Here is a 26,317-nt window from a genome sequence, read left to right on the forward strand (position 1 = left end):
TGACCGCGCTACGGGAGCGTGCAGTCTGGTGCCGGTTGCCCGCAGGGCTTGATTTTACGAGCGAGCCCGGCTGATGTTCGCGGTGGTCAAAAGAAATGGTGTTGGCGTGCAGACCGCGAGGCTGAGCGATCCTATCTGAATCTGGCTCACCGACAGCGCGGAGGGCTGCGTGCTGTCGATACTGCGCATTTGCCAGGCGCTTCCGCCGTACTGCTTGATGATGGCTTCTTTGCGTGTCCAGATCCGCCAGAAGGCAGCTATCTGCCGTTCCGGGGGGGTAGCCTCGATCTCAGCCTGTTCGCCGGGGCTAAAAACCGCGCTTACCAACGCGCGCCAGTTATCGCGCTGGCGTACAACTTCGATATCGCAACCCACTTCACCTTCGTCGCTCAGCAGTAACGCGATATCGTCGTTGCTGTGGCTCAGATTGAACCACAGTGGCGTACCGGCCGAGAAAGCAGGTTTGCCCTGTTCGCTATAGATAATTTCCGGCAGTGGCGAAACAGCGTGGGAAAGCAGGGCACGCCCGGCCAGCCAGCGAGTTTGGCCGGCGCCCTGAGGCGCGCAGGAGAACAATGCAGACGGCAGATCGCCTGCGCTTAAGGCCGACACGTTTCCCAGAAAAAGCCGGTACATTTCAGGGCCAGCGCTGGATGATAATAGAGGTGTTAATGCCGCCAAAGGCAAAGTTGTTGCTTTGCAGAAACTCACAGTCAATTTTGCGGGCTTCACCCATGATGTAATCCAGTGCGCCGCAGTTGGCATCCGGATGATGCAGGTTCAACGTTGGCGCAAACCAGCCTTCGCGCATCATATGCAGGCTCATCCAGGCTTCCAGCGCACCGCAGGCACCCAGGGTATGGCCAAAATAACTTTTCAGGGAAGAGAAGGGGACGTTGTTACCATAAATCGCCTCTGTTGCCAGGCTTTCTGCAATATCACCGCGATCGGTCGCCGTTCCGTGAGCGGAAATATAGCCAATATCCAGAGCACTCAGGCCTGCTATTTTCAGTGACTGCTCCATGCATATCTGCATGGTTTCTCGCTGCGGTTGGGTTATATGCGCCGCGTCGCAGTTGGTGGCGAAGCCGATAATCTCACCGTAGATGGTCGCACCGCGCGCTTTGGCGTGCTCCAGTTCTTCCAGGATCAGCGTGCCTGCGCCTTCGCCAATCACCAGACCATCGCGTTGTTCATCGAACGGGGAAGGGGTGGTTTTGGGGGCATCATTACGCTGGCTGGTGGCGAATAAGGTATCAAACACTGCCGCTTCCGACGGACATAGCTCTTCTGCGCCGCCAGCCACCATTACTGTTTGATATCCGTGACGAATCGCTTCCCATGCGTAACCAATCGCCTGGCTGCCTGAGGTACAGGCACTGGATGTGGGGATAACGCGACCGCGCAATCCGAAAAACAGCCCGGTGTTGACGGCGGTGGTATGCGGCATCATCTGTACGTAGGTGGTGCCGGTGATGTTATTGGTGTGTTTTTCGGTCAGCATAGTGGCGAATTCACTCACTGGTCCGGTGCTGCCGGTTGAGGAGCCATAGGCGATACCAGTTTCGCCGTTGGTTAGCACTGCCTCGCCAATTAGCCCTGCCTGTTCCAGCGCCAGTTCAGTGGCGCGAGTGGACATCAGCGATACGCGGCCCATGGAGCGAATACGCTTACGGGTATAATGCTCCGGTGGGGTGAAATCATCGACCGGCGCGCCCAGCAGCGTATGCAGGCCGTCATAAACCTGCCACTCCGGCATTTTGCGTACTGCGTTCTCGTAGTCAAGCAGTCTGGTGGAAACGGCCTGCCAGCTTTCTCCAAAGGCGGTGACACCGCCCATGCCTGTAATCACCACTCTACGCGTCATAACATCCCTCCATTGATGGAAATCACCTGACGGGTCACGTAGCCCGCCACATCCGACATTAAATAGCTGGCAAGCCCGGCCACTTCGTCCGCATGGCCCATCCGTTTCATGGGGATCATTGACATCGCCTCTTTAAGCGCGGCCTCTTCCATTTCGATCATCCCGGTGTCGATAAGCCCCGGTGCGATGCAGTTGACGGTAATTTTGCGTTTTGCCAGCTCAGTTGCCAGCGCTTTCGTCGCCCCGATAATCCCCGCTTTGGCCGCGCTGTAGTTAACCTGGCCCCGATTGCCCATTACGCCGGAAACCGAAGAAAGCGTAATGATTCGCCCGCCCTTACGCGCGCTAATCATCGGCATGATGCACGGCTGAATAACGTTGTAGAAGCTATCCAGATTGGTGTGGATCACCGTATCCCAGTCGTTATCGCTGAGCGCCGGGAAGGCCGCATCGCGTGTGATACCAGCATTGCTCACCACGCCGTACCACGCGCTATGTGCCTCGATATCCTGCTCTAACACCTTGCGGCACTGCTCGCGGTTGGCGACGTCAAACGTCAGCAGGCGGCCAGCGCCGCCTGCGGCGAGAATCGCATCCAGCGTCTCCTGCGCGCCCTGCGCATCGCGATGATAATGGACGCCAACAATAAAGCCGTCCGCTGCCAGTTGGAGGGCGATAGCGCGACCGATTCCCTTGCTGGAGCCGGTAACCAAAACTGAACGATTCATGCGGACGCTCCTTGTTGAAATAGGGTGTTAAGTTCTTCAGATGTTGGCTGGAAGGTGTTAACCCTGCCAGTAGCCAACGTCTCTTCGCCAGCGGCAATCGTGCATTCAAAGCTGCCGAAGCGCTCATCCTGCATCAGCAACGTGACGGAGACATTCAGCGTTAATCCGGCGGGAACAATCCCCGCCGCGCAGACCAGTTCACGCGCGCCGAGCACCATGCCTAAGGAAATACTCTCTTGTCCCTGCCGGTGGCGGTGCCAGCCTGACCAGACGCCAACGGTTTGCGCCATAAGCTCCAGGGCAAACCAGCCGGGGAGATGGCCTTCTGCATCGAGAAAGGGGGCCAGCGTGCCATTGGCCGATACCGTGACTCGGCAGAGGGTGGAGTCGTCCGTCACATTTACCACCTCATCAAGCAGCAGCATTGGCTCGTCGTGCGGCAGGTATTCGCCGGGGGGTAAATAGTCGCTCATGAGATCCTCCCGAGCAGAATACTGGCGTTATTGCCGCCAAAGGCAAACGAGTTTGACAGGATAACTGGACGTTCAAGCGGCTGCGGCTGCTCGATGATACCGCAGGGCGGCAGCGTTTCGTCGCGTGGCGAGGAGCGAAAATTCTGCGGCGGTAGTGGCAGGTTGCGTTGCAAAATTAGCATACCGATCGCCGCTTCGGTGATCCCTGCTGCACCCAGCGTGTGGCCGGTTAGGTGTTTAGTGGAACTGCATGGCACCGTTTCGCCGAACAGTTCGTGCACCACTCTGGATTCAATCTGGTCGTTAAGCGGCGTGGCGGTACCGTGCAGATTGATGTAGCCCACCTGCTCTGGCGTGATTCCTGCGTCGTGCAGCGCCTGATGAATGGCGCGGATCGCTCCTTCACCTTGTGGATGCGGCGCTGAAATATGGTATGCGTCGCTCGACTCGCCCACGCCCAGTAAAGCAATAGGCTGCGGTTCACGAGTCAGCAGCATCAACGCGGCACCTTCACCAATAGTAATGCCATTGCGGTCACGACCGAACGGCTGGCACAGCGTTGGGGAGAGGGATTCCAGACTGTGGAAGCCATTGATCGGCATTCGGCTCAGCGTATCCGCACCGCCGACAATCGCGACGTCCGCTAGCCCGGCTTCAAGCAGGCGGCGTCCGCTAATTATTGCCCGGGCGCTGGAAGAGCAGGCGGTTGACAGCGTGAATGCCGGGCCAGCCAGTGCCAGCCAGCGGCTAAGAAAGCGCGATGGGTCTCCCAGCTCTTGTTGCGGGTACTGCCAGGCCGCGCTTTCCTGTCCGTTAAGCGTCAGATTAACGTGCGTATCGCCTTCATCAAGTCCAGAGGTACTGGTACCGAGTATCACGGCAATCCGGTCCCGTCCGTACTGCGTAATAGCCTTATCGACCTGCGGCTGAATGTGTTTAAGCGCCGCCAGTAGTAATTGATTATTGCGTGAACGATGGGCGCTGAACTCATCGGGAATGACCGGCAGTTCGCCATCTACACCGGCTAATACCGCGTGCGGATGTCCCCGAAGCCAGCCTGAACGAGGGCGCATACCGGGTGCCACGCCGCGCGTCAGGTTGGCGGCAATTTCATTGTTATCGCTACCCAGCGCGTTGATCATGCCGACGGCAGAAATATAGATCATTTCAGTCACCCAGATATTGAATGGTGATGTGGTATTTAAAGACATGTTGTTCGATGCTGATCGGCTCACGCTTGCCTTTGCGATTCAAATAGATGATTTCGGTGACCAGCTTACCGCTGGCGTTGCGCAGTTCGCGCTTATCGCCGCAGTCGATCAATGTCCAGCCTTTTGGCAACTGCGACTCCCAGGCGTGAATTGGCCAGTGGCTGAGCATGACATCAGCCAGCACCTGGCTTGCTGGCGGCAACTGCGGTACCACGATTGACTGTTCGCTGTGCAGCCCTTTTTCATCGTAGGTCACAAGGAACAGGCGAATGCCGACAGAGGAGAGTCCTGCCAACGTGAGATTTTTATCGTCAGCATTGAGCAGTACCAGCAGCGACTGGGTTTTGCCGTTAAAGCTGCCGGTGAGCAGTTGCTGTGAATTAATCGGCGGAGAGATGTCCGGCAAAGGCAGTGTGACGCGCGTGCCCGGCTCGAGCCAGGCCTGAGGGCGCCCTTGTTGTTCCGGCTGCGAGCTGCTGCATCCGGCCAGTATCAGCGTTGCGATCAGAGCGATGGCGCGCCAGAACGTCGGTTTAATCATTATCTTTTTTTCTCTTTTTCGCGGGCATCGCCAGTGGTGAAAGCAGAAACGCGGTGAAAATACCGCTTACTAGTACAATGCCAAAACTGCTGATAGCCTGGGTGGCGCTAAAAACCAGCATGCCCAAGGTCAAGATCGTAGTTAGCATCGCCAGCGTAATCGCCAGTAGCGACGTCAGCGGAGTGCCGCGCGGATTGCTAAAAAACAGCGTGTAGTTAATGCCAATTCCGAGCACCAGCACCAGCGCCAGTAGCGAGAACAGGTTTACCGTATGACCGCTCAGCGAGAGTACGGCCAGCCCGCAGCCAAGGGATAACATCGACGGCACCAGGCTTATTAGCCCTTTTTGCCACCCAAGCCGAATCATCGCCCCGCAGGCAATCACCGCTAGCGCAACGCACAGCAGGCCTGTCAGGATATGACGATAAAGTGTGAACAGCTCGTCGAAGCTGCTTTTGCGATCCACCCACGCAACACCAACATATCTTGTGCTGAGAGCATTTAGCGCTGCGCTATTGTTCACGCCTTCTACTGGCACTAGTACGCCGCTTTCTCCATCTGCCAGCGTTATCCACAATAGCCGCCACCCTTCGCTAGCCGGGCTGGCAAGCCAGGCATCAACCGTTACCTGCATGGCGTTGAGGTCGGGATTTACTGCCGTTAGTCCTGCGTTATTCAGGGCTGCGGTAACGGTGGGCGCAGCATTTTTCAACAAACTAAGATCCTGCTGCTGTCGGGCGAGCGAATTTAGCGGAATGGTGCGATACCCGCTGAGCCATCCTTCTGTTTTCGCTTGCTCCAGCTCGGGGGTAAAGCGTTCCAGCCGCTCCAGGGTTTGCTGGGCAGATTTGCCATAAACTACGAACCATTTCTGGTCGACGCTTTGTCCGGTGAGCGCGGTAATGGCTTTTTCCTGGGCCAGGATGTCCTGCGGCAGCGTTTGTAGCTGTGATATATCATCATCAACGCGCAGCGTGGCAAGACCTGCCAGCGAGAACAGCGCCAGCACCACAGGTAAACCGATGGAAAGCTTTTTATTGCGTCGCCATGCGGCAAGCCAGCGCAGCATTTGTACCATGGACGGAACAGGACGGACGGGCAGACCACGACATAGCCACGGATGCCAGAAAATCACCGTTAAACAGGAGGCGCTTAACCCCATCACCGCGAAGACCGCCATCTGACGAATACCGGGGAAGGGGGCGAGCATCATAATCAGGTACGCCGCTACGGTAGTCAGTAGCGCCAGCAGCAGCGCATTCCGCACTTTAGCGAGGCTTTGCCACGGTGACATTTGTGCACCGTGCACCATCCGTTCGGTCAGATAATAGAGCGTATAGTCAGCGGAAATTCCGATAATGCTCATGCTCATCACCAGCGTCATCAGATGCAGCTCGCCGAAAATAAGCAGCGTCACGACCGTGCCCGCCAGCGCGCCAATAGCAATGGATATCAGACACAAAAGCAGCGGGCGCAGCGAGCGGAATACCGCCATAATCAGCAGAATCACGCCGAACAGAGTCGCCACGCCGAGGGTGGAGATATCCTGTTTCGCCTGCTGGCTGGCGTAATCGCTGTAAAAGAGCGTGCCGCGAGACAGCAACTTTGCCTGCGGATATTGCGCTTTAAGTTCAGCTTCCAGCGTTTTTAGCGTGGTGACCAACCGATGCGTCTGCTGCATGTCAAACGAGGAACCGGCCAGCTCGCCATGCATCAGATACCAGTAGTTGCCCTGTTTATCCTGAGTCACCAGCCAGCCGTCCATCAGCTGCAGGCGTTGGCCGTTTTTGGCCATTGCCAGCTGCGAGCCGCGCATCAGCATCAACGGATCGTTTTGCAACTCTTTGCCGCTAACGCCGGAGAATGCCGAGTAGAGCTGGGAAAGTATCCATTGCGCCTGCGCCTCGCCGCCGTTTTGCAAACGCGCACGGGTGTCGCTATCGATTAGTCCGTTGCGATGCTGCCAAAAAAAAGCTCCCCACGCTTGCTGGCTGTTGGCGTCCATTGGGCCTTTCACTTCAGCCAGCGCCTGCGATTTTTGCAATCGCATCAGCCAGTCGTGGGCTACCGCCGGATCGGCTTTCTTACCAGGACTTACCAACCAGACCAACTGTCGGTCGAGACGCTGCATGAAACCGTCGTTCAGGCTCGGTGGGGTCTTCCCCAGTGTTTGCTTTGGCAGCATCGCCAGCACGCTACTGTTTAGCCGCGCCTGAGGCAGTTGCGTTAGCAGAACGCCCAGCAGGATCAGGCAGGCGATTCCCCATAGCAACGCAGGGCGTTTACTGGGCGGCAAAGCGTTGGCGTTCGTCATCGGTGAGTTGCGCTGGCGTGAGTTGATGTTGGGAAAGTGCGATATCGGTACGATCGCCCTGCTTGTCGTTGAGTTGAATGCTCTCCAGATACGTTTTTCCGGCTAAATCAATGGTCGCGAAAATCTTATCCAGCGGCGTGGTGATGGGGGTCAGGCGCAGCGTCCAGCGTCCTTCGCCTAAGTCTACAAACTCTACGCGGAAATTCTCTTCCAGCACTTTACGATCGGCCTGGAACAGCGCGCGCAGCAGATGGTTGAACTGGAACATCTGAGGGTTGTTCTCGGCGGTGATGGTTTGCGGCGGCTGGCCGTTAATCACTTGCACCATCCGCTTGTCATCCAGCAGCAACTGCATCGGGAAAGGGCTGGTTTGATCCCATAGTAAACCCTGGTCGCGGGCGATCAGCATCTTCCCCTGAGATCGCAACGGCTGCGGCAGATCCTTAATCGTTCTGGTTTGATCGAAATGCGCCCGGACCACCGGCTGTTCGGTAAAGCGCTGTTGCAGATTATCAAGCGTCAGGGCGCTGACTATGGGACTGATGAACAGCGCCAGCAGTGGTAAGAATCTCATGGCGTAACTCCCATACGTTCAAACAGAATCGTGGGGCTGACAAAGCACAGTTCACGACTCTTTTCTTCAACCGCTACCTGAATGGTGTAGCCAGTCGTTGCCCGCTTTCCTGTTTCGGCATCGAAAATTTCATAACCGATGCGCAGGCGGTTTTCGAACTCCTCTATACGCGCGCGGACGCGAATGCGCTGCTCAAAGGTCAGGGGATTACGGTACTTTACGCGCGCATCAACCACGGGCCACAGGTAACCCGAGGTTTTCATCTGTCGGTACCCGTAGTCGAACTGGTTCAGAAGCGCTTCGCGGGCAATCTCAAAGTAGCGGAAGTAGTTGCCGTGCCACACCACGCCCATCATATCAACGTCGTGGAACGGAATAGCCAGCTCGACTTCAGCCGTAAAGCGGGGATCGTTCAGCACCTTTTATTCCTTGTGTTTGGTGTCCGGCAGTTGCCAGAAATCGAAAAAGTTAAACCAGTCCAGCGGCGACTGGAGCGCATAGTGCTCGAGGCGTTCGGCGTAGCGCTCGATAGTTTTCTGCAAGGCATCCTGACGTTCGGCGCGCGGCAGCAGCAGCGGATCGGCGAACGGTTCGCAGTGAATACGCAGCGTTCCCTGCTGGCGCAGGGCGAAAATCAGATCCACCTGACAACCTAAAATCGAGGCGAGAATGAACGGCCCCTGTGGAAACGGAGCGGGTTGGCCCATAAAGCGGCTCCAGCAGACGCGCCATTCGCCGCCGCGCTGGGGATTAACCGCAATGCGATCGCCGACAATGGCAATCCACTCGCCGCGCTCTAGCTTCTCTTTAAGCTGGATGGCGGTCTCCGGGCCGATGTCGGTGACCGGCATCAGGTTGAGTCCAGCCTGCGGAGCCATTTCCTGCATAATTTGCTTAAAGCGCTGGGCATTGTCGCTGAATACCAGCGCGTTGATGATTTTGCTGCCCTGTAATTGCGCTAGCGCGCGGCAGGCTTCAACATCGCCCAGATGTGATGCAAGCAGCAGCTTGCCGTACGGTGAGTTGACGTTGAGCGCTTCTTCCGCGCCAGGCGAAAATACCACATCGCGGCCCAACCGCAGCTCGCCGCGCCAACTGGCAATTTTATCGAGCATTGCATTTCCGAAGCGCAGAAAGTGCTGGTAGCTGGTGAGCGAAGGGGGGACCGGCATCAGACGCTCGGTGAGCTGTTCGCGTACGCGAGATATCCAGTTCCGCGAAGCTTTACGAGCAGTGGAAGCCGTGAGCCAGTAAACGGCGACCACTGGATAGAGTAGCAGAGTAAATGCCTTGCGCCCTAGCAGGCGCCATACCAGAAGCATCACACGCATTCCCCACAATCCCCTGACCTCCTGCTGATGCGCCCAGTGTGGCGATGTGTGGCGGAACAACAGCGATGGGATGCGCGGCAGCATGCCGAAGAACAGTCGCGTGTGCATCCGTGAGATACGCAGGTTATCTTTGAAGGCGTCGAAATGAGATAGCCCGTCCAGCGGATAGGTAACGCGGGTTGGGATAAAATAACTGGTACTACCCTGCCAGTAGAGACGCACCATAACTTCAGTATCGAAGTCCATCCGCTTACCTAGCGCCACGCGCTGCGCTAGCCGCAGCGTTGGCGCAACCGGATAGACCCGAAAGCCACACATGCTGTCTTTCAATTTAAGCGAAAGCGTTTCGATCCACACCCAGACGTGGGTCACCCAGCGCCCATACAGGCGTGAGCGGGGAATGGAGTCATCATAAATTGGCTGTCCGGAAATCAGCGCCGTCGGGTGTTCCTCGGCCAGTGCAAGCAGTTTGGGAATGTCTTCAAGAGCATGCTGGCCGTCGGCATCAACCTGGACGGCATGACTAAAGCCAGCTTCCGCTGCCGTCTGCATGCCGCGAATAACCGCTGCGCCTTTACCTGAGTTAATCGGCAGGCGAATTAAAGTCATATTTGCAGATGCTGCCGCTAATCGTTCGAGTTCCTGTTGCGTACGGAAATCGCTGCCATCATCAACTACGATGCAGTGCAGGCCAAACGGCTGAAGACGCGCCATCACGCGCGACATCATCGCGCCGTGGTTATAGCAGGGGATCAGCACGCACGGGGAAAAATTTAACGGCATAAACGGATCTTCCCGCTGCTGGCTGTGTGTCGCGCTTCGCCGTCGTGGCGCTGATAGCTAAAGGTGAGTATTTGCCGTTCTTCCTGCCAGAGCACGGTGAGCGTAACGGCTGTCTCCGGCAATAGCGGCGCCTGGAACTTCACGTTCTGAATACTATGAAAACGCCAGCCGGGCGCGAGTAGGGTGGTAGCGTAATGCATCACCCAATCTATCTGCGCAACGCCCGGGAGCAGCGGCTGGACGGCAAAATGCCCGCGAAACCAGAACAGCGTGGGGTCGAGATATAAATCGATTTGAATCTGATGAGGTTGTGCTTGATGGCGCTCAATTTCATGGGGTTTCATGAAATAACTCCTGTAATTGCGCATAGACACGCTTGTTCATACTGTTTACCGGAATTTCATCAATCACCCGCCAGTAGCGGGGAACGGCGACCGGCTCCAGCCATGAGCTCAACGCTTTCCGCCATGTTAATTCCTGGGTTTTACCCCAGCGCTTTCGCGCGTTGTTATCCAGGACCAGCAAGGCGCCCACGCTTTGACGGCTGCCGCGTGTTACCGTTAATACCGCTGCATCAAGGATGCCGTCCAACATCAGCAGGCGCTGCTCCACTTCGCTGAGCGAAATGCGCTTCTCTTCAATTTTGACCACCCGCCCCCGGCGTCCAATCAGGCCGAACTGTCCATTTTTTGAAAATTGCAGAATATCATCGAGTAAAAAGCCATCAACATCTGCGATTAGCGGTGAAATAACGCGAAATGAACCATTTTCCTGATGGATGCTGATGCCAGGAAAAGGCAACCATTTCGCATCATCTTGTTGGTAATCGCGGCAGGCGATAACGCCGGTTTCAGTACTGCCGTAGATTTCATCCACCCAAACGTTCAGCCAGCTAGCTGCTCGCGCGGCATCTGACCAGGAGAGCACACCACCCGCGGACAGGATCATCTCTACCGGTGGGGGAGCGAGCTGGCCGTCGAGGCGTTTGAGGAATGCAGGGCTGCTGATAAACGCGTACCGATATTTATGGCTCAGAGCCGCCAACTGCTCTGCGTACCAGAGCATCCCTGCGTGGAGAGGCAGACCTAAGGCCATCGGCAGGAAGATACGGAATGTCAGGCCGTACAGGTGTTGAGGTGTGACTGAAGCGACTATGCGGCAATTTGCAAGACGATCGGCAAAGCGCGTTGCCAGCAGCTGTGCTTCGTTGTTGAGAAGGCGTATTGGTTTGTTCACACGTTTTGGCTGACCAGTCGATCCGGAGGTAAACAGCTCAATATATGCATCGTTGTCGATTGCTGGAAAGGCGAAGGATTCAGTGGCGAGCGTCATGGCGGAACTGACCACCCGCAGCGAGCCCTGCCAGTCCAGCACTTTATCGCTCAATAGACCGTCAAACAGGGTGTGCTGCTCACTCAATAATGTTACGCGGCAGTGTCCAGGGAGCACCGGTATTTTACCTGCATGCAGCGTTGCCAGCAGCGCGACGATGAACAAATAGCTGTTTTCAAAACATAGCGCCCAGCGATCGCCTTCCTGCTGTTGCAGGTATTCAAGCAGATGACCGACATCCTTGCGCAGATGCCCAAGTGTCCAGGTATGTCCTTCCTGCCATGCAATCGACGTGTCGACCGGGCGAGGGGCGTTGAGCCACTGGGCCAGAGTGAGGATCGGCTTCATTGATTATCTCTTTTCATTACCCGCCGGCGTACTAACCACTCACCGGCCATCAGCATGCCCATCAACAGATAAGAGAGCATCCCGTTCCACGCCGTCCAAATGGACATGTCGCCGTGCAGCGCGGTTAAGAGCGCAATGCTGCCGTTGAAGATGAAAAATGCGCACCAAATTTGTGTCACTCGGCGTGTATAACGAACGGCAGTTTCTGGAAGGTCTGGTTCTCGCAGTCGTGCCAGGCGTTCGATAATCGGCATAGCTGACCACAGCGAACCGCCAAAAACCGCTAGCATGACGCTGTTCACTACCACCGGGTAAAACAGTAGCAGTTGGTGAGTTTTGAGCAGATAGCTGGCAGAGCACAGCGTGATGCCTGCGGCAGCAACGATCTGTGTGACGATGCGTAGTGGCCCCGCCTGTCGTCGGATCTGACGACAGCGTAAAAATAGCAAGAGTGCAATTAGCGGCAGCAGCCAGCGCAGGCCGTTATGCGCCAGACCAAACCAGATCAAAAATGGCCAGGTCAGCAGCAATAAACCTGTCAGCAGGGTGATGACCGGCAGCGACCGTGCGCCTGACACGGAGAATTATGCTTCTTTGAGCAGGCGTTCTACCGCATCGACGACATCCTGCACGGTACGAACGGCTTTAAACTCTTCCGGCTTGATTTTCTTACCGGTTTTCTTTTGAAGATGTACGATCATGTCGACTGCGTCGATGCTATCCAGCTCCAGATCCTCGTACAGGCGCGCTTCAGGTTGAATTGCCTGCGCGTCGACTTCGAACAGCTTAATCAGCAGCGCGGAGACTTCTTCGTAAATGGCGTTTTGTGCGGTCATAACGGCGTCTCCTCAGGTACGTTGCGCGTGAATGAAAGATGCCAGCGTGGCAACGGAGAAAAAGTGCTGACGCATCTCTTCACTCTCGGCGGACAGCGCCACACCGTACTGGTTTTTCACTGCCAGACCCAGTTCCAGAGCATCGATTGAGTCCAGGCCCAAACCATCGCCAAACAGCGCCGCTTCGGTTTCGATATCGTCAACGGACAGTTCGTCCAGGTTCAGTGTATTTATGATCAGATTTTTAATTTCAAGATAGAGCGCTTGCATCATTAATTCCTGTGCCAGGCGTAGTACCTGATTGTAATTGAAGCAAAATATGCCGGTTTAACTGCCTTGCCGCCAGCGCCGGTTCTTGTATGTTTGCATCGTAAAATTGGTTGATTTGTAGCCGCTCACCAACCGCAATGGTAAAGCGTGGTTTCGTTGGCGGAGCATCATACCACTTGCTCTGTTTGCCCAGCATATGCTCGGTACAGCGGATAACGACTACGCGCAAATCGCTACCGCAGCGAACCGCGATATTGGCCGCACCGCGCTGTAGCGTCATTTTTTCGCCAGGTAACGTGCGCGTTCCCTCGGGAAAAATCAAAATGGTGTCACCCTGTTGTAAACGCTGGCTGCTGGCCGGAAGCAGGGCATCAGCCTGATCGTTAATCAGATAATCCGCCGCGCGAATAACGCCGCTGAGAAACGGATTTTTCAGCAGCGCGCTCTTCACCAGGCAGTCTGTTTCGGGCATTACTGAAGCGAGCATGACATAATCGATCAGGCTAGGGTGGTTGGCGACGATCAAGCAACCGCGCTCCTGGCGCAAAACGTCGCCGCCTTCAATGCGAAAATCGAGTACACCAACGGCTTTTACCACGGTGAGAAAGAATCGGAAACTGGCTGAAATGCTGCGCCGTGCGAGTCGACGGCGACGGGCTTTGTCGCGAATCGTTGCCAGCAGCAGATTAAACCAGACAAGCGAGAGCAGCAGCCCGCCAAGCCCGAAAAGCGCGAAACAAAAGCCGGTCATTGCCGCTCGCCAAAGACGGTTTAGCTTGGGTAGCATACTATTCATGAGCGGCACCACTGCCACTGCACGCGCTCACCGGGGATGGTGAATGTGCTGGTATTCTGCAAATAGTGTTGTAAAAACAGCAAACTTTGCGGTAGCTCGCTCTCCTCGCCAACCTCGCAGCGTTGGGTTTTACACTGCCATTCGCTACCAGCCTCAATAATCCACGCCGTTGCATAGGGCCAGGTGGGCATCAAAGGTGGTAGCTGCGGGTGATAAAAAACAGGCAGGAAACCGTCGAAATCGACTATTAAAATACGCTGGTACCCCGCATTCAGCAGACCCATGACTTCATACAATCCCTGCTGGAAAGTATCGCGGCCGGCGGAGAGCGACGATGAAACGATCGGCTTTTTCGCGGCGATAGTCAGATTACCTACGGCGGAGTTATGCACGGATAAGGCGAAATCGGTTGGAGAGAGCGCCTGCTCTGTCGCCAGCGCGTGCAGGATCCGGTAGTTACGCTCCAGCTCTCCGTGGCGGCTGGTGTACACAACAGCATCTATCTCATGGCGACGGAGTATTGCCAGCCCGCACTCGACTGCCAGCTTACTACCGGAGCTGAGCCGGCGGGCCGTCATCATTGGCAGCTCGCTGAGCTTAGCCAACGGTGCCGTGGGGTCGATGGCGTGCAAATGCCGTGACCACTTTTGCCACTGTTCGGTGCCACTGACCCCAGGAGCCATGGCTTGCCAGTCAATTATGTTAAATGAAAATGTCATCCGCTCGCGTCCGCGATCAATCAATGATTTTGCTGGCGTTAAATTGAACGCCAAAACAGCGAGTAACGCTGCTTTGTTATTTTATTTTCTGGCATATCAATAAGGTATGCCCAACGCCTAAATTATCCTGACGTTGTTCTACCTGGAATCCTGCCATTTCCAGATAGCGATAAAACTTGTCGACGCTGTAGAACCGGCTGTAACCGTTGGCCATGCAGGTAAAATAGAGCGAAGACGCATTCAGGCTGAAAGATGCAGCTTCAAATTTCTGCGCGTCCCAGAACAGTTCCAGAATGCACAGGCGAGCGCCGGGTTTCATCACGCGCGCCACGTTACTGAGCATGGTGATAATTTGTTCTGGTGAAAAGCAGTCAAGAAATTGACTCATCCACCAGACATCCGCTTCCCCGGGAAGGTGCGCGTCGCTCAGCATATCCACAGCATGGAAATCGATGCGGTGGGTAAGGCCTGCATTTTCTATATTTTCACGAGCCAGTGCAATTTGTTGAGGCAAATCTAATAACGTTACCGCGATATTTTCATCATACTGACAGCAGCGTAAAGCCCACTTTCCGGTATTTCCGCCTACATCGTACAGGGTTGCGGGCTGGCTGGCGAATACATACGGCAGTGCAGCATTGAATGCCCCGTCAGAATAGTAATGATCAAAAGCGAACCAGCTTTTACGCGCCGCCTGCGGTAACTGTGCCAGGGCTGGATAAATCGTGGGCCAGTCGCCAAATACTTTTAACCCGGTTGGCTTTCCTTCCTGGAGCGCATTTTCCAGAAAAAACAATCCCTGATAACAAACATCCTGTGTGAAATCCATATTTACCCGGGTCATTGTATCATGAAGTAAGAAATGTCCTACTTTAGCGAGATAATAGCACTCTCCTTTATGAGTAAGGATACGTCCACTTAATCCCATATCCAGCAATACGCTGACGGCGTATTCATTTACCTCGCAATGCTCACAAATAGCCTCCAGCGTCGCACCGAGTTTACCTTGATGGTCGAGGTAATCTAGTACGCCTGAGTTGCGTAGGCATAATGCAGTTTGAAAAAGCATGGGGGCAAAAGCAATCCGCTGCGCTTCGGTAATAGCATCCAGTGCGCTGAGAGTGTCCTTTTTGTACACGATTGACACAGCCTTTACAGTTTAGTGGGGGAACGGGCCGTTATTGGCCCAAAGAGAGTTCATTTACCGAGCTGAGTCCGCAGCAAGGGTAATTTGAATATCTTTATCAAGGTTGTGCACCCAGCGGTTATAGTTTCTATGAATTTTTCCACCGGAGGCCATCAGGTTAATGCTGCTGGCATAGTTGATGGAATAGCTGGTTGCGGAATAGTTAATTTTAATTTCAGCAATATGGTCGCGTATTTGTTGGCGGGCATTGATCACCCCCGGCCCAGCGTCTGACATAATCCATTCTCTCTGGGCACCTGCCTTGATGATTGCATTTTTAACCTCGGCTTCGGTATGGCCTGCGCTTACTGTTGTATGGATTTGTTCAATGGGCGCTGTACGGGCACAGCCTGCCAGAGCACCGATAATCGTTGCGGCGGCAACCCAGCGAATTATTTTTTTCATGAATACTCCCTATCATTTTATTGGTTAAAAAAATAATATATCGTGTTGGAAATATTGATACGTAGATGTTATGCGGCTATCGTTTTTATTCTACATTAATTCGTGTGTTTGTCTGCTTTTAAGTCGTTCAGATAGATGGAGACTCTGATGTTAATGGTTTTTTATTGTCAAGACGAATAATGGAGGCCGCTTGTTAGAGGCCGGTGCAAAAGTATAATTAAATTAATATGCTCTATCAATGAATATAATCAAAGGAGGGATGTTTCTGCTCTGTAGCGAAAAAGTTGAAAATAAATAGCAGGTGAATAGTGTTCTGTTGTGATTTATCTATGAAGCTTATCTGAATAACGTATTTCCCGCATACCCGCTTTTTTAAATACGGGTATACGGATGCATTGATACGACAAGATCAGCTAGCCCGGTAGCCTGCTTTTGGGGCGCCCGGGCCCGAGCAGGATGGCTAACTTACTGCCGCCCCTGGTGGTCTCCATCCATATTTTACACACGCTGGTTAACGGTACCGACAGCAGCATTCCCACCGGGCCAAGCAGCCATCCCCAGACCAGCAACGAGAGGAAAACCACCAGCGTAGACATGCCCAGCCGGTGGCCCATCATGCGGGGCTCGAGAATATTGCCGATAATCATGTGCACGACTAAAAAGAGTGCGCCGACCAGCAGGCATTCATAATACCCGTTAAAAAGTAACGCCTGGATCATCGGCGGGACGGCGGAAATCACCGAGCCAATGTTAGGCACATAGTTCAGCAGAAAAGCCAGCACGCCCCACATCAGCGCAAACTGCACCCCCATCAGCATCAGCCCTAACCAGATAATCACCCCGGTCCACAGGCTAAGCAGCGTTTTCAGCGCCAGATAATGCGAAACGCCTTTTAACGCCCGATGAAGACCGGCGATGTGGATTTGCGGGTTGTTGAGGGCAAAACGGAGTTTATAGGGCACATGCCGGACTTCAAAAAGCATAAATACCACCGTCATAACCAGCAGAACGACGCTGGCCATGGCGCCGGACAGCCCGGTCATCAGGGTGGTCGTGAACGTCATCAGCTTGTCGGAGTCTATGCGTTGCAGCATACGCTCCGGGGACATATGAATATGCAAAAAGGGCAGTGCCTCCTGCAGCCGCAGGACTTTTGCCGTCAGCTCTTTATTATATTTTGGCATCATGGCGACAAATTCGTTAACCGACGCGGCCAGTACGCCAATTAACGCGGTGAGCACGATCAGCATCACCACCACCACGATAGTAATGGCGACCGGGCGACGCACGCCGCGGCGAATAAACCAGGTGACCAGAGGGTTGAGGACAATGGCGAAGAACAGCGCCAGTAATAGCTGCACGATGATATCTGCCGCGGCGTGAATACCGGCGAGGATAACCACCAGTGACGCCAGTTTGAGCAGAATATGCATGCCCGTTTTATCGGGCTGAGGGGTTGTCATTCACTCTTCCTTTCTATGATTTTCATTAAGTGTAGCGGCTGGCTTGCTGCCAGGAATCCTAATCTGGCTGCTGATTTATAACGTGTGGCGTGGTAGAAATGAAACACAGTTGTAAAAATCTGGTGGAACCCGATGCCCGAAACCGTCGCCGAACCGGCGCTTAATGGATTGCGCCTCAATCTGCGGATTGTCTCTGTCGTGATTTTTAACTTTGCCAGCTACCTGACCATTGGCCTGCCGCTGGCGGTCTTGCCCGGCTATGTTCATGATGTGATGGGGTTTAGCGCCTTTTGGGCCGGGCTGGTGATTAGCCTCCAGTACTTCGCTACGCTGCTCAGCCGCCCTCACGCCGGGCGCTATGCCGATCTTCTGGGGCCAAAAAAGATCGTCATTTTCGGCCTGTGCGGCTGCTTTCTGAGCGGACTCGGCTATCTGCTGGCGGCGCTCTTCGGCGGCTTGCCCGTGGTTAGCCTGGCGCTGCTGTGCCTTGGCCGGATTATCCTCGGCATCGGGCAGAGCTTCGCGGGAACCGGCTCCACGCTGTGGGGCGTCGGGGTAGTCGGTTCGCTGCATATCGGGCGGGTTATCTCCTGGAACGGCATTGTCACCTACGGAGCGATGGCGATGGGCGCGCCGCTCGGCGTGCTCTGCTACTCGCTGATTGGCCTGCACGGGCTGGCGTTGACCATTATGGCGGTCGCCCTGGTGGTCGTGCTGTGCGCGTTGCCGCGGGCGGCGGTCAAAGCGGGCAAGGGTAAAGCGATGTCGTTTCGCGCGGTGCTGGGGCGCGTCTGGCTCTACGGCATGGCGCTGGCCCTGGCTTCGGCGGGTTTTGGCGTTATCGCCACCTTTATCACTCTGTTTTATGATGCTAAAGGCTGGGACGGCGCGGCCTTCGCCCTGACGCTGTTTAGCTGCGCCTTTGTCGGCACCCGGCTGCTGTTCCCCAACGGAATTAACCGCCTCGGCGGGCTGAACGTGGCGATGCTCTGTTTTGTCGTCGAAATTATTGGGCTGCTGTTAGTGGGCCTGGCGGAGACGCCGCTGATGGCGAAAATCGGAACTTTCTTTGCCGGAGCCGGTTTTTCGCTGGTGTTCCCGGCGCTTGGCGTGGTGGCGGTGAAGGCCGTACCGCAGCAGAACCAGGGGTCGGCGCTGGCAACCTACACGGTATTTATGGATCTCTCGCTGGGGATCACCGGTCCGCTTGCCGGTCTGCTGATGGCGTGGGCGGGCATTTCATCGATCTATCTGGCGACGGCGGGGCTGGTTGCGGTGGCGCTGCTGCTGGGATGGCGGTTAAAAAAACGGCCCCCGGTCGGTGAACCGGAGGCCGCGGCGTCAGGCCAGTAGTTACTGGATGACGAGGGTGTTGATAATGTTTTCCGCTTCGGTCTGCGCCTGCTGCTGGTTATCCGCTGGCAATGTGATTTGCAGCGTCAGCAGTTTGTCATCAACCTTGCCGAGAAGGACGGAAGACCAGGCGGTCTGACCCTTGGCGGAGATGATGCTGTCCAGCTGTTGCAGCGTGTGGCCTTTGATCTCAATGGATTTATTGCTCACGACCTGCAGCTGCGGGTCGCGGCTGCGCTGCTGCTCTTCCAGACGCTGGCTCATCACCGCCAGCTCCTCGTTGGTATTGTCACCCACAATCACGATCACCGCTTTCTGGCCGGTGGCATCAGAATAGACGTGCATATTGTTGGCCTGGGTGCCCAGCTTGCCGCTCTGGTCGGTCATACCGGCTGGCAGGGAGAAGCTCAGTTTGCCATCCAGCAGACTAATAGGTTGCCCGCTGGCGTTGCTTTCCGCAGCAGCCCCGGCAGTCGGCGTTTTTGTATCGCTGTTATCACAGGCCGCAAGACCCACAACCAGCAGGCCAATACCGACATATTTAACCAAATTGCGCATTGACATCTTCCTTTCGATAAACGGCCATTAACGGCTCATTCGCTTATCTTATCACATCGTTTCGTGAGTACTCTTAACCTGGCTGCAATGCGGATAAATCAGATTTATCTGCCAGTTTTTTCAGCAGCATATTCAACAACATGCCGTACATCGGCAGGAAGAATACGATGCTAATCAGCACTTTGAAGCAGTAGTCGACGATGGCGATTTCGCCCCAGTGCGCCGCCATAAACGGGTCCGGGCTGCGCCAGAAGGCGATAAAGAAGAAGGCCAGCGTATCGCTGACGTTACCAAAAAGGGTGGATGCCGTGGGCGCCAGCCACCAGCGGCGGTTTTGACGCAGGCGGTTAAAGACGTGGACGTCGAGAATTTGCCCCAGCGCGTAGGCCATAAAGCTGGCGGCGGCGATACGGGCGACAAACAGGTTAAAGCTGGTTAATGCGGCAAACCCCTGCCACTCGCCCATATAGAACAGCGCGGAAACCCCGTAGGAGATAACCAGCGCCGGGATCATGACCGCGAGGATAATGCGTCGCGCCAGCGGAGCGCCGAAAATCCGCACCGTCAGGTCGGTGGCGAGGAAAATAAACGGAAAGCTGAACGCGCCCCAGGTGGTATGAAAACCAAAAATGGAGATCGGCAGCTGCACCAGATAGTTACTGGAAGTGATGACCAGCAGATGGAAAAGCGATAGCCAGATCAGCGCTTTTTTACGCTGTACGGTAGTAAACGGACTCATATTGTGACCTTTTTAGTGGTTGGGGTGAGGGAACCCAATAAAAACGGCTGCATGATACTGCGTTGCGAGCGTATTGCAATGGTTGTTTTTCGCGCAAACGTTAACCTGGCTTGCGTACTGGCGAACTGGGGGTAAACTAGGGCCGTTTTGTTAATGTGAGATGAAAATGAGCGAACTTTTCTCCAGCCCTGACCATACGCTTGATGCGCAGGGGCTTCGTTGCCCGGAACCGGTGATGATGGTGCGCAAGACCGTGCGTACGATGCCGGTGGGCGAGACGCTGCTAATCGTGGCCGACGATCCGGCGACGACCCGCGATATTCCCGGTTTCTGCCGCTTTATGGAGCATGAGCTGCTGGCGCAGGAAACCGAGGCGCTGCCGTACCGCTATCTGATCCGTAAAAGCCACTGATCCAGGCTACAAAAAACCAGACCCACTAATCCGTATCCCGGGCAAGGCGCGTCAAGCGCCGCCCCCGGGTATTGTCCCTACTTCTTACGTAGCAGCCGCAGCGCGTTAGCGGTGACCAGCACCGTCGCCCCGGTATCCGCCAGCACCGCCAGCCACAGGCCGGTGAGGCCGAGCAGGGTGGTGATGAGGAAAATCCCCTTCAGACCCAGCGCGATAGCGATATTCTGCCGGATATTGGCGTGAGTGGCGCGCGCCAGCGAAATCATCTGCGCCAGTCCGGTGAGGCGGTTGTGGGTCAATGCCGCATCGGCGGTCTCCAGAGCGACGTCGGTGCCGCTGCCCATCGCGATGCCAATGGTCGCCGCTTTCATCGCCGGCGCGTCGTTGATCCCGTCGCCGACCATGGCCAGCGGCGACTGGGCATTAAGCGCCATCACCGCCTGCACTTTATCCGCAGGCAGCAGCCCGGCGCGGAACGCCAGCCCCAGTTCGCTGGCGATAGCCGCCGCCGCGCGCGGATTGTCGCCGGTCAGTATGATTCCCTGAACGCCTAACTGATGGAGTTCATCCACCGCCTGGCGAGCATCATCGCGTAGCGTATCGCGCAGCGCCACAATCCCCAGCAGCGCCTCATCGCGCATCACCAGCACCACGGTTTGCCCCGCGCTCTCCAGCTGCTGAATAGGTTCATCGTACTGTGGATCGCGGTTTTTACCCGCGGCGCAAATCAGCACCTGACGTCCTTCAACCTGCGCCTCAATGCCGGATCCGGCCAGCGCGCGCTGGCCGCTTGCCGGCGGAATGACCAGCTGGCGCTGCTCCGCCTCACGTACGACGGCCTGGGCTAACGGGTGGCTGGAGCCTTGCTCCACGGCGGCCGCCAGCGCCAGCAGCTCGTTTTCGCCGATGTCTGCGGTCGTCATCACCGCGGTGACGCGCGGTTGGCCGATGGTCAGGGTGCCGGTTTTATCAAACGCCACCTGGCGCACGCGGCCCAGCTGCTCCAGGGCCGCGCCGCCTTTAATCAGCGCGCCGCGACGCGCCGCCACCGCCAGCCCGGAGGTAATCGCCGCCGGGGTTGAGATCACCAGCGCGCACGGACAGCCAATCAGCAGCAGCGTTAAACCTTTATAGATCCACGGCAGCCATGCGCCCGCAAACAGCAGCGGCGGAACAATGGCCACCAGCAGCGCGACGACCATAATCGCCGGGGTATAGATGCGGCTAAAGCGATCGATAAAGCGCTCAATCGGCGCGCGGCGCTCTTCCGCTTCTTCAATCAGCTTAAGGATGCGATCGATAGCGCTGTCGCCCGGTTCGGAGATCACCGTCAGCTGTACCAGACGATCGACGCTGGTCGCGCCGGCCGCCACGCGTTCCCCGGCGTTACGCTCCACCGGTACGGATTCACCGGTTAGCGCGCTCTCATCGAAGCTGGCGAAGGGCGAGAGCAGCTGGCCATCGGCGGGCAGGCGGCCTCCGGCGGCGACTTCAATCACGTCGCCGGGGCGCAGGTCGCGCTGGGCTACGGTTTCACGCACGCCGTCGCGCACGCGGATTGCCGTGTCGGGTTTCAGCGCCATCAAGGCGCTGACGCCTTGCCGCGCGCGGCTGGCGGCCCAGCCCTCAAGACGTTCGCCGATTAAGAACAGCAGCAGGACCATCGCCGCTTCGGCGGTGGCGCCGATAAACAGCGCGCCGATGGCTGCGACGCTCATCAGGGTTTCAATGGCGAACCAGCTTCCGCTTTTGATCAGGCGTATTGCTTGCCGGGCGACCGGCCACAGGCCGACCAGCGTGGTTGCGATGAAGGCGATTTCGCCCAGAGGCGGGCTGAACTGCTCCAGCCCCCAGCTGAGCGCCATCATGGCGACGAGGGTGAGGAGCGGCAGATTCTCGCGCAGCCAAGAGGTGGGCTCCTCTGCCCGTGGCGCGTTTTCATCACGCAGCTGATAGCCCGCGGCGCGCACGGCGCTTTCGATCTGCGGACGGACATTGCCCTCGGCGTTGACCAGCAGCTTTTCGGTGGCGAACAGTACCTGCACCTGGCTGACCCCCGGCACCTGGCGAACGGCGGTTTCGACCTTGCGGGCGCACGCCGCGCAGTCCATGCCTTCTACCAGCCAGCTAAAGCGCGCGTGACTCAGCGCATCGTTTTCAGCGGCGGTTTCGCTGCTGCAGGCGGGGTCCGCGCAGCAGCTTTCCGCAGGCTGCGCGGCAGGGGTAAATTTTAACGATGAGAAGTGTGGGACTTTTTTATCCTGCGATTCTGGAGCCGACATAGGACCCTCCGGGTAATGATAATTTTCTCATTACCCGCAGGATACACTCTGGAGTCGACTCCAGAGTCAAGCGCTTAATTACAAATAGAGCGCGCGGACGATCAGGAAGTGCCCGGCGAAGTAAAATGCCGAGGAGATCGCGTTGTCAGCGCGGAAGCGGCGGCGATAATGGCTGATGAGCCAGACCGCGTTGCCGAGCAGCAGGGATGCCGCGCCAGCGAAGCCGGACAGGGCGGTATCCGTCGGGCGGGCGAACCACAGCTCACCGGCCAGCCAGACCATCACCAGCGTCATCGCGATAAAGGTAAACACCGGCATCCGCATCTCTTCCAGACGCGTCCAGATAATCGCCAGCAGCAGCGCGCCGAGGATCAGCAGCACCAGCGGCAGCGGCCAGAAGAAAGATAGCGTCAGCTGGCTGGCAAACCAGATGGTGTAGAGCAGATGCGAGAGAAAGAACGCCCCCACGGCGTACATTACCCGCTGCCGCGGCAGCAGGGTCAGCGCATCGCCGACCAGCGAGGCGCAAAGCCCGGCCAGCACCAGATAGCTGATGGCGTTAAACATCGGCGCTTGCCAGGCCAGTAACAGAAGCAGGATCAGCGTGACGGGTTTAAACACCCAGCGACGCCAGGCAGGCCCACGATAGGACGCATCGACGTAAAGCCATGCGGAGAAACAGACAGCAATAAATGACCAAAGCATAGTAAGTCCCTGTATCTGTTATCATTACGTAAGTGATTGTACTTACAGTACTGAATCTCAGTGTAGTGGTTTGCAGAGGAAGATGACAATGATAATCAAGCCACAGTATGCTTATTCCTGATAATTCCTGGGGGCAAGGTGAATGAGTAAAGTTCCGCTGTTTTTTATGGTTGCCGTTGCCATCATTGCGATTGCCGCGTCGTATCGCTATGTGCAGCAGCGTCGGGAAAAAATGGATAACGATGCCGCGCCGCTGTTGCAAAAACGGGTGGTGGTGAGCAATAAGCGGGAGAAGGTGATTAACGATCGCCGTTCGCGCCAGCAGACGGTGGCGCCTGCCGGTAGCGAAATGCGTTATGAAGCAAGCTTCAGGCCGGAAAGCGGCGGGCTGGAAGTGGTTTTTCGTCTGCAGGCGCCGCAGTATCATGCGCTAAGCGTCGGCGATAAGGGCGTCCTGAGCTATAAAGGTTCGCGGTTTATGGGCTTTACGCCAGACCCCTGAACCTTTTCCTGGCATTACTTCTTCTTCAGGGTCGCCTTGAGCTTTTTCTGCCAGGCGACCAGTTCGAACACGCCGAAGATGAAAATACGAATCTGCTCGAAGCGCCCCAGCGGCGGCATCTCTTTCGTCTGCGTCGCCTTGAGCAGCGTCAGCTGCAGGCCGTGCATCAGAATCATAAAGATCAGCGCCACGTTAACGAAGATGTTCAGCGGTTTTGGGAACGGTTGAAACAGGTTCAGCAATAAAAACGCCCACACGCACAGCATCAGCAAGCGGCCAAAATTAATCAGCATGGTTTTCTCCTTGGGCCTCACGTTGATAGAGACGGTAGGCGACCTGTCCGGCCACTTTTTCACGATAGACGTGCCAGTTCATCGGCACCGGCGGTAAACCGTTTTCGACTTCACTCTCAATGTAGACAAGCGCTTCATCGCTAAGCCAGCCGTTGTTTTCCAGCAGCTTTAGCGTCTCTTCAAGCAGTCCTTTACGAAACGGGGGATCGACAAACACGATGTGATGCGGCGTGCCCGCCTGAGCAAGAAACGCTAAAGTATTGGTATTGACCACCTTAGCGTTGCTGGCTTTGAGGGTCGCCAGATTTTTTTGCAGCTGCTGCGCGACGCCGCGTTCCATTTCCAGCAGCGTGGCGCTGGCCGCATAGCGGGAGAGGGCTTCAAGGCCCAGCGCGCCGCTGCCGGCGAAGCAGTCGAGGCAGTTCGCGTCAACGATCGACGGCGCCAGCCAGTTAAATAGCGTTTCGCGCACCCGGTCGGTGGTCGGGCGCAGACCCGGGCTCTCCGGCACCGGGAGTTTACGGCCCCGCCATTGCCCGCCGATAATACGGATCTGGCCGCTGCCCGCGTGGTTTGGTTTCTTCATCTCTTTGCTCAAGTCTCAACTTCCGGGCTGCTATTCTAACGATCGGCGGCGGTTGACGAAACCTTAATCCGGGGGCGGTGATGCGAGTTAAGTTAAGTGGTAGACTATCCGACTAATTTCATCATTTTTCAGCTTCCGCTACCTACTGGCCGAAGCTGTGCCATGAATTAACAGCGAGGAGTGTAGTCGCAAATGGCGAAAGACAAAAAACGTGGCTTCTTTTCCTGGCTGGGCTTTGGTCAAAAAGAACAGGCGCAGGAAAGCGAAACAGAACAAAAAGTAGAAGCCCAGCAAGAGGTTGAAGAACCGGCTCAGGAAAGCGAAGCGCCTGCGGTTGCGCCGGAAACGGTCGACGCCACTGCGACAGAGAAACAGGATGCCGAAGCCTTTGCCGCCGAGGTGGTTGAGGTGACCGAGCAGGTTGTGGAGAGCGAACAGCCGCAGGCGGTTGTCGACTCCCCGGCGGTTGAGGAGATAGCGGAGCAGCCCGCGGTTGAAGAGACGGTCGCTGCGCCGCTGGTGGAAGAGGTCATCGCCGAGCCGGTAGTGGCTGAAGCCGTCGCTGAACAGACGCCGGAAGAGGTCATTACCGAACCGGAAACGGCAGTTATTGAAGAAACCGCCGTTGACCAGCCGGAACCAGACGAAACGGTAGAAGAGGCTGAGGCCGATATCACCGATGAAGAGCTGGAAGCACAGGCTCTGGCGGCGGCCGATGCGGCAGAAAACGCCGTTGAAGTGGTGCCGGACGAAACCGTCGTGACGCCGTTAGAGCAGGAAAAACCGACCAAAGAAGGTTTCTTCGCCCGCCTCAAACGCAGCCTGGTAAAAACCAAACAGAACCTCGGTTCCGGATTTATCAGTCTGTTCCGCGGTAAGAAAATCGACGATGATCTGTTTGAAGAGCTGGAAGAGCAGCTGCTGATTGCCGATGTCGGCGTGGAAACCACGCGTAAGATCATCACGCGTCTTACCAACGACGCCAGCCGCAAGCAGCTGCGCGACGCCGAGGCGCTGTACGGCCTGCTGAAAGAAGAGATGGGCGATATTCTGGCGAAAGTGGATGAGCCGCTGAACGTAGAAGGCAAAACGCCGTTTGTGATTCTGATGGTCGGCGTCAACGGCGTCGGTAAAACCACCACCATCGGCAAGCTGGCGCGTCAGTTCGAGCAGCAGGGCAAGTCGGTGATGCTGGCGGCGGGGGATACTTTCCGCGCGGCGGCGGTTGAGCAGCTCCAGGTTTGGGGGCAGCGCAACAATATTCCGGTGATTGCCCAGCACACCGGCGCGGATTCGGCATCGGTCATTTTCGACGCCATCCAGGCGGCGAAGGCGCGCAATATTGACGTCCTGATTGCCGATACCGCGGGTCGTCTGCAGAATAAATCGCACCTGATGGAAGAGCTGAAGAAGATTGTCCGCGTCATGAAAAAACTCGATGTCGATGCGCCGCATGAAGTTATGCTGACCATTGACGCCAGCACCGGGCAGAACGCGATTAGCCAGGCCAAACTGTTCCATGAGGCGGTTGGACTGACCGGTATTACCTTGACTAAGCTGGATGGGACCGCCAAGGGCGGGGTTATCTTCTCGGTTGCCGATCAGTTCGGTATTCCGATTCGCTACATCGGTGTTGGCGAACGTATTGAAGATCTGCGTCCGTTTAATGCGGGCGACTTTATTGAGGCACTTTTTGCCCGAGAGGATTAA

General features: G+C 56.2%; 30 protein-coding genes. 4 read left to right on the top strand and 26 right to left on the bottom strand.

The window, feature by feature from the left end:
• Window positions 1-54: 54 nt before the first annotated feature.
• From acpT to JLG71_RS01615, 20 genes are all read right to left on the bottom strand, one after another.
• Window positions 55-636: a 4'-phosphopantetheinyl transferase AcpT gene (gene acpT, locus JLG71_RS01520; protein ID WP_200913948.1), complete on the bottom strand. Its 582-nt coding sequence runs from the start codon at window positions 634-636 to the stop codon at window positions 55-57.
• A 1-nt stretch (window position 637) separates the two neighbouring features.
• A complete protein-coding gene (locus JLG71_RS01525) occupies window positions 638-1,867 on the bottom strand; it encodes a beta-ketoacyl-ACP synthase (RefSeq protein ID WP_014227118.1) in 1,230 nt (409 codons plus the stop codon).
• Window positions 1,864-2,595, bottom strand: coding sequence for a 3-ketoacyl-ACP reductase FabG2 (locus JLG71_RS01530; protein ID WP_014227117.1), 732 nt, complete (start codon window positions 2,593-2,595; stop codon window positions 1,864-1,866). Before JLG71_RS01530 ends, JLG71_RS01525 begins: the two co-directional genes overlap by 4 nt.
• Complete coding sequence (locus tag JLG71_RS01535) at window positions 2,592-3,068, bottom strand: ApeP family dehydratase (protein WP_014227116.1); 477 nt, start codon at window positions 3,066-3,068, stop codon at window positions 2,592-2,594. Before JLG71_RS01535 ends, JLG71_RS01530 begins: the two co-directional genes overlap by 4 nt.
• Window positions 3,065-4,234 carry a beta-ketoacyl-[acyl-carrier-protein] synthase family protein gene (locus JLG71_RS01540; protein ID WP_049084052.1) on the bottom strand — a complete coding sequence of 390 codons (1,170 nt, stop codon included), beginning with the start codon at window positions 4,232-4,234 and terminating at the stop codon, window positions 3,065-3,067. The genes JLG71_RS01535 and JLG71_RS01540 overlap by 4 nt, the downstream gene beginning before the upstream one ends.
• Before the next feature lies 1 nt (window position 4,235).
• A complete protein-coding gene (locus JLG71_RS01545) occupies window positions 4,236-4,820 on the bottom strand; it encodes a DUF3261 domain-containing protein (protein WP_014227114.1) in 585 nt (194 codons plus the stop codon).
• The gene (locus tag JLG71_RS01550; protein WP_200913949.1) at window positions 4,813-7,134 is read right to left on the bottom strand and encodes an MMPL family transporter; all 2,322 of its coding nucleotides are present in this window, start codon (window positions 7,132-7,134) and stop codon (window positions 4,813-4,815) included. The genes JLG71_RS01545 and JLG71_RS01550 overlap by 8 nt, the downstream gene beginning before the upstream one ends.
• Complete coding sequence (locus tag JLG71_RS01555; RefSeq protein ID WP_014227112.1) at window positions 7,103-7,708, bottom strand: LolA family protein; 606 nt, start codon at window positions 7,706-7,708, stop codon at window positions 7,103-7,105. The genes JLG71_RS01550 and JLG71_RS01555 overlap by 32 nt, the downstream gene beginning before the upstream one ends.
• A complete protein-coding gene (locus tag JLG71_RS01560) occupies window positions 7,705-8,127 on the bottom strand; it encodes an acyl-CoA thioesterase (protein ID WP_064357703.1) in 423 nt (140 codons plus the stop codon). The genes JLG71_RS01555 and JLG71_RS01560 overlap by 4 nt, the downstream gene beginning before the upstream one ends.
• A 3-nt stretch (window positions 8,128-8,130) precedes the next feature.
• Complete coding sequence (locus tag JLG71_RS01565; RefSeq protein ID WP_064357705.1) at window positions 8,131-9,822, bottom strand: glycosyltransferase family 2 protein; 1,692 nt, start codon at window positions 9,820-9,822, stop codon at window positions 8,131-8,133.
• On the bottom strand, window positions 9,813-10,166 hold the full coding sequence (locus JLG71_RS01570; RefSeq protein WP_032719973.1) for an ApeI family dehydratase: 354 nt from the start codon (window positions 10,164-10,166) through the stop codon (window positions 9,813-9,815). Before JLG71_RS01570 ends, JLG71_RS01565 begins: the two co-directional genes overlap by 10 nt.
• Window positions 10,153-11,502, bottom strand: coding sequence for an AMP-binding protein (locus JLG71_RS01575; RefSeq protein ID WP_049084046.1), 1,350 nt, complete (start codon window positions 11,500-11,502; stop codon window positions 10,153-10,155). Before JLG71_RS01575 ends, JLG71_RS01570 begins: the two co-directional genes overlap by 14 nt.
• Window positions 11,499-12,080: a COG4648 family protein gene (locus JLG71_RS01580; protein ID WP_032694223.1), complete on the bottom strand. Its 582-nt coding sequence runs from the start codon at window positions 12,078-12,080 to the stop codon at window positions 11,499-11,501. Before JLG71_RS01580 ends, JLG71_RS01575 begins: the two co-directional genes overlap by 4 nt.
• A 6-nt stretch (window positions 12,081-12,086) precedes the next feature.
• Window positions 12,087-12,338 (bottom strand): acyl carrier protein, encoded by a 252-nt coding sequence (locus tag JLG71_RS01585; protein ID WP_014227106.1) that lies wholly within the window; start codon window positions 12,336-12,338, stop codon window positions 12,087-12,089.
• A 12-nt stretch (window positions 12,339-12,350) separates the two neighbouring features.
• Entirely contained in the window at window positions 12,351-12,608 is a 258-nt protein-coding gene (locus JLG71_RS01590) for a phosphopantetheine-binding protein (protein WP_049084044.1), read from the bottom strand.
• Window positions 12,589-13,404 carry a lysophospholipid acyltransferase family protein gene (locus JLG71_RS01595; RefSeq protein WP_032719974.1) on the bottom strand — a complete coding sequence of 272 codons (816 nt, stop codon included), beginning with the start codon at window positions 13,402-13,404 and terminating at the stop codon, window positions 12,589-12,591. The genes JLG71_RS01590 and JLG71_RS01595 overlap by 20 nt, the downstream gene beginning before the upstream one ends.
• Window positions 13,401-14,123, bottom strand: coding sequence for a beta-ketoacyl synthase chain length factor (locus JLG71_RS01600; protein WP_032694225.1), 723 nt, complete (start codon window positions 14,121-14,123; stop codon window positions 13,401-13,403). Before JLG71_RS01600 ends, JLG71_RS01595 begins: the two co-directional genes overlap by 4 nt.
• 76 nt (window positions 14,124-14,199) lie before the next feature.
• Window positions 14,200-15,261 (bottom strand): class I SAM-dependent methyltransferase, encoded by a 1,062-nt coding sequence (locus tag JLG71_RS01605; RefSeq protein WP_014227102.1) that lies wholly within the window; start codon window positions 15,259-15,261, stop codon window positions 14,200-14,202.
• Window positions 15,262-15,324: 63 nt separating this feature from the next.
• Complete coding sequence (locus tag JLG71_RS01610; protein WP_014227101.1) at window positions 15,325-15,714, bottom strand: LptM family lipoprotein; 390 nt, start codon at window positions 15,712-15,714, stop codon at window positions 15,325-15,327.
• Between the two features lie 413 nt (window positions 15,715-16,127).
• Window positions 16,128-17,177: an AI-2E family transporter gene (locus JLG71_RS01615; protein WP_009654337.1), complete on the bottom strand. Its 1,050-nt coding sequence runs from the start codon at window positions 17,175-17,177 to the stop codon at window positions 16,128-16,130.
• Window positions 17,178-17,309: 132 nt separating this feature from the next.
• Here JLG71_RS01615 and JLG71_RS01620 point away from each other — a divergent pair, with 132 nt between their 5' ends.
• The gene (locus JLG71_RS01620) at window positions 17,310-18,530 is read left to right on the top strand and encodes an MFS transporter (protein WP_200913950.1); all 1,221 of its coding nucleotides are present in this window, start codon (window positions 17,310-17,312) and stop codon (window positions 18,528-18,530) included.
• Here the strand turns inward: JLG71_RS01620 and JLG71_RS01625 are convergent, their stop codons facing one another.
• Both JLG71_RS01625 and JLG71_RS01630 read right to left on the bottom strand, forming a co-directional pair.
• Window positions 18,531-19,088, bottom strand: coding sequence for a DcrB family lipoprotein (locus JLG71_RS01625; protein WP_004855087.1), 558 nt, complete (start codon window positions 19,086-19,088; stop codon window positions 18,531-18,533). It lies immediately after the preceding gene.
• A 73-nt stretch (window positions 19,089-19,161) separates the two neighbouring features.
• A complete protein-coding gene (locus JLG71_RS01630) occupies window positions 19,162-19,827 on the bottom strand; it encodes a 7-cyano-7-deazaguanine/7-aminomethyl-7-deazaguanine transporter (protein ID WP_025106844.1) in 666 nt (221 codons plus the stop codon).
• A 166-nt stretch (window positions 19,828-19,993) separates the two neighbouring features.
• Between JLG71_RS01630 and tusA the strand changes: the two genes are divergently transcribed.
• Window positions 19,994-20,239: a sulfurtransferase TusA gene (gene tusA, locus JLG71_RS01635; protein WP_004106582.1), complete on the top strand. Its 246-nt coding sequence runs from the start codon at window positions 19,994-19,996 to the stop codon at window positions 20,237-20,239.
• A gap of 77 nt (window positions 20,240-20,316) precedes the next feature.
• Here tusA and zntA read toward each other — a convergent pair whose 3' ends face one another.
• Window positions 20,317-22,521 (bottom strand): Zn(II)/Cd(II)/Pb(II) translocating P-type ATPase ZntA, encoded by a 2,205-nt coding sequence (gene zntA, locus JLG71_RS01640; RefSeq protein WP_200913951.1) that lies wholly within the window; start codon window positions 22,519-22,521, stop codon window positions 20,317-20,319.
• A 78-nt stretch (window positions 22,522-22,599) separates the two neighbouring features.
• Window positions 22,600-23,226, bottom strand: coding sequence for a lysoplasmalogenase (locus JLG71_RS01645; protein ID WP_004855080.1), 627 nt, complete (start codon window positions 23,224-23,226; stop codon window positions 22,600-22,602).
• A 142-nt stretch (window positions 23,227-23,368) separates the two neighbouring features.
• Here JLG71_RS01645 and JLG71_RS01650 point away from each other — a divergent pair, with 142 nt between their 5' ends.
• Window positions 23,369-23,728, top strand: a complete 360-nt coding sequence (locus JLG71_RS01650) for a DUF2500 domain-containing protein (protein WP_025106846.1) — start codon at window positions 23,369-23,371, stop codon at window positions 23,726-23,728.
• A 14-nt stretch (window positions 23,729-23,742) separates the two neighbouring features.
• Here JLG71_RS01650 and JLG71_RS01655 read toward each other — a convergent pair whose 3' ends face one another.
• Window positions 23,743-24,021, bottom strand: a complete 279-nt coding sequence (locus tag JLG71_RS01655; RefSeq protein WP_004106574.1) for a DUF1145 family protein — start codon at window positions 24,019-24,021, stop codon at window positions 23,743-23,745.
• Window positions 24,011-24,607, bottom strand: a complete 597-nt coding sequence (rsmD, locus tag JLG71_RS01660) for a 16S rRNA (guanine(966)-N(2))-methyltransferase (RefSeq protein ID WP_014227097.1) — start codon at window positions 24,605-24,607, stop codon at window positions 24,011-24,013. The genes JLG71_RS01655 and rsmD overlap by 11 nt, the downstream gene beginning before the upstream one ends.
• A gap of 192 nt (window positions 24,608-24,799) precedes the next feature.
• On the opposite strand from rsmD, the gene ftsY reads away from it, so the two are divergent.
• Window positions 24,800-26,317, top strand: coding sequence for a signal recognition particle-docking protein FtsY (gene ftsY, locus JLG71_RS01665; protein WP_048263497.1), 1,518 nt, complete (start codon window positions 24,800-24,802; stop codon window positions 26,315-26,317).

This window comes from Klebsiella michiganensis (genome assembly GCF_015139575.1).
In the GTDB taxonomy this organism is placed as follows: Bacteria; Pseudomonadota; Gammaproteobacteria; order Enterobacterales; family Enterobacteriaceae; genus Klebsiella; species Klebsiella michiganensis.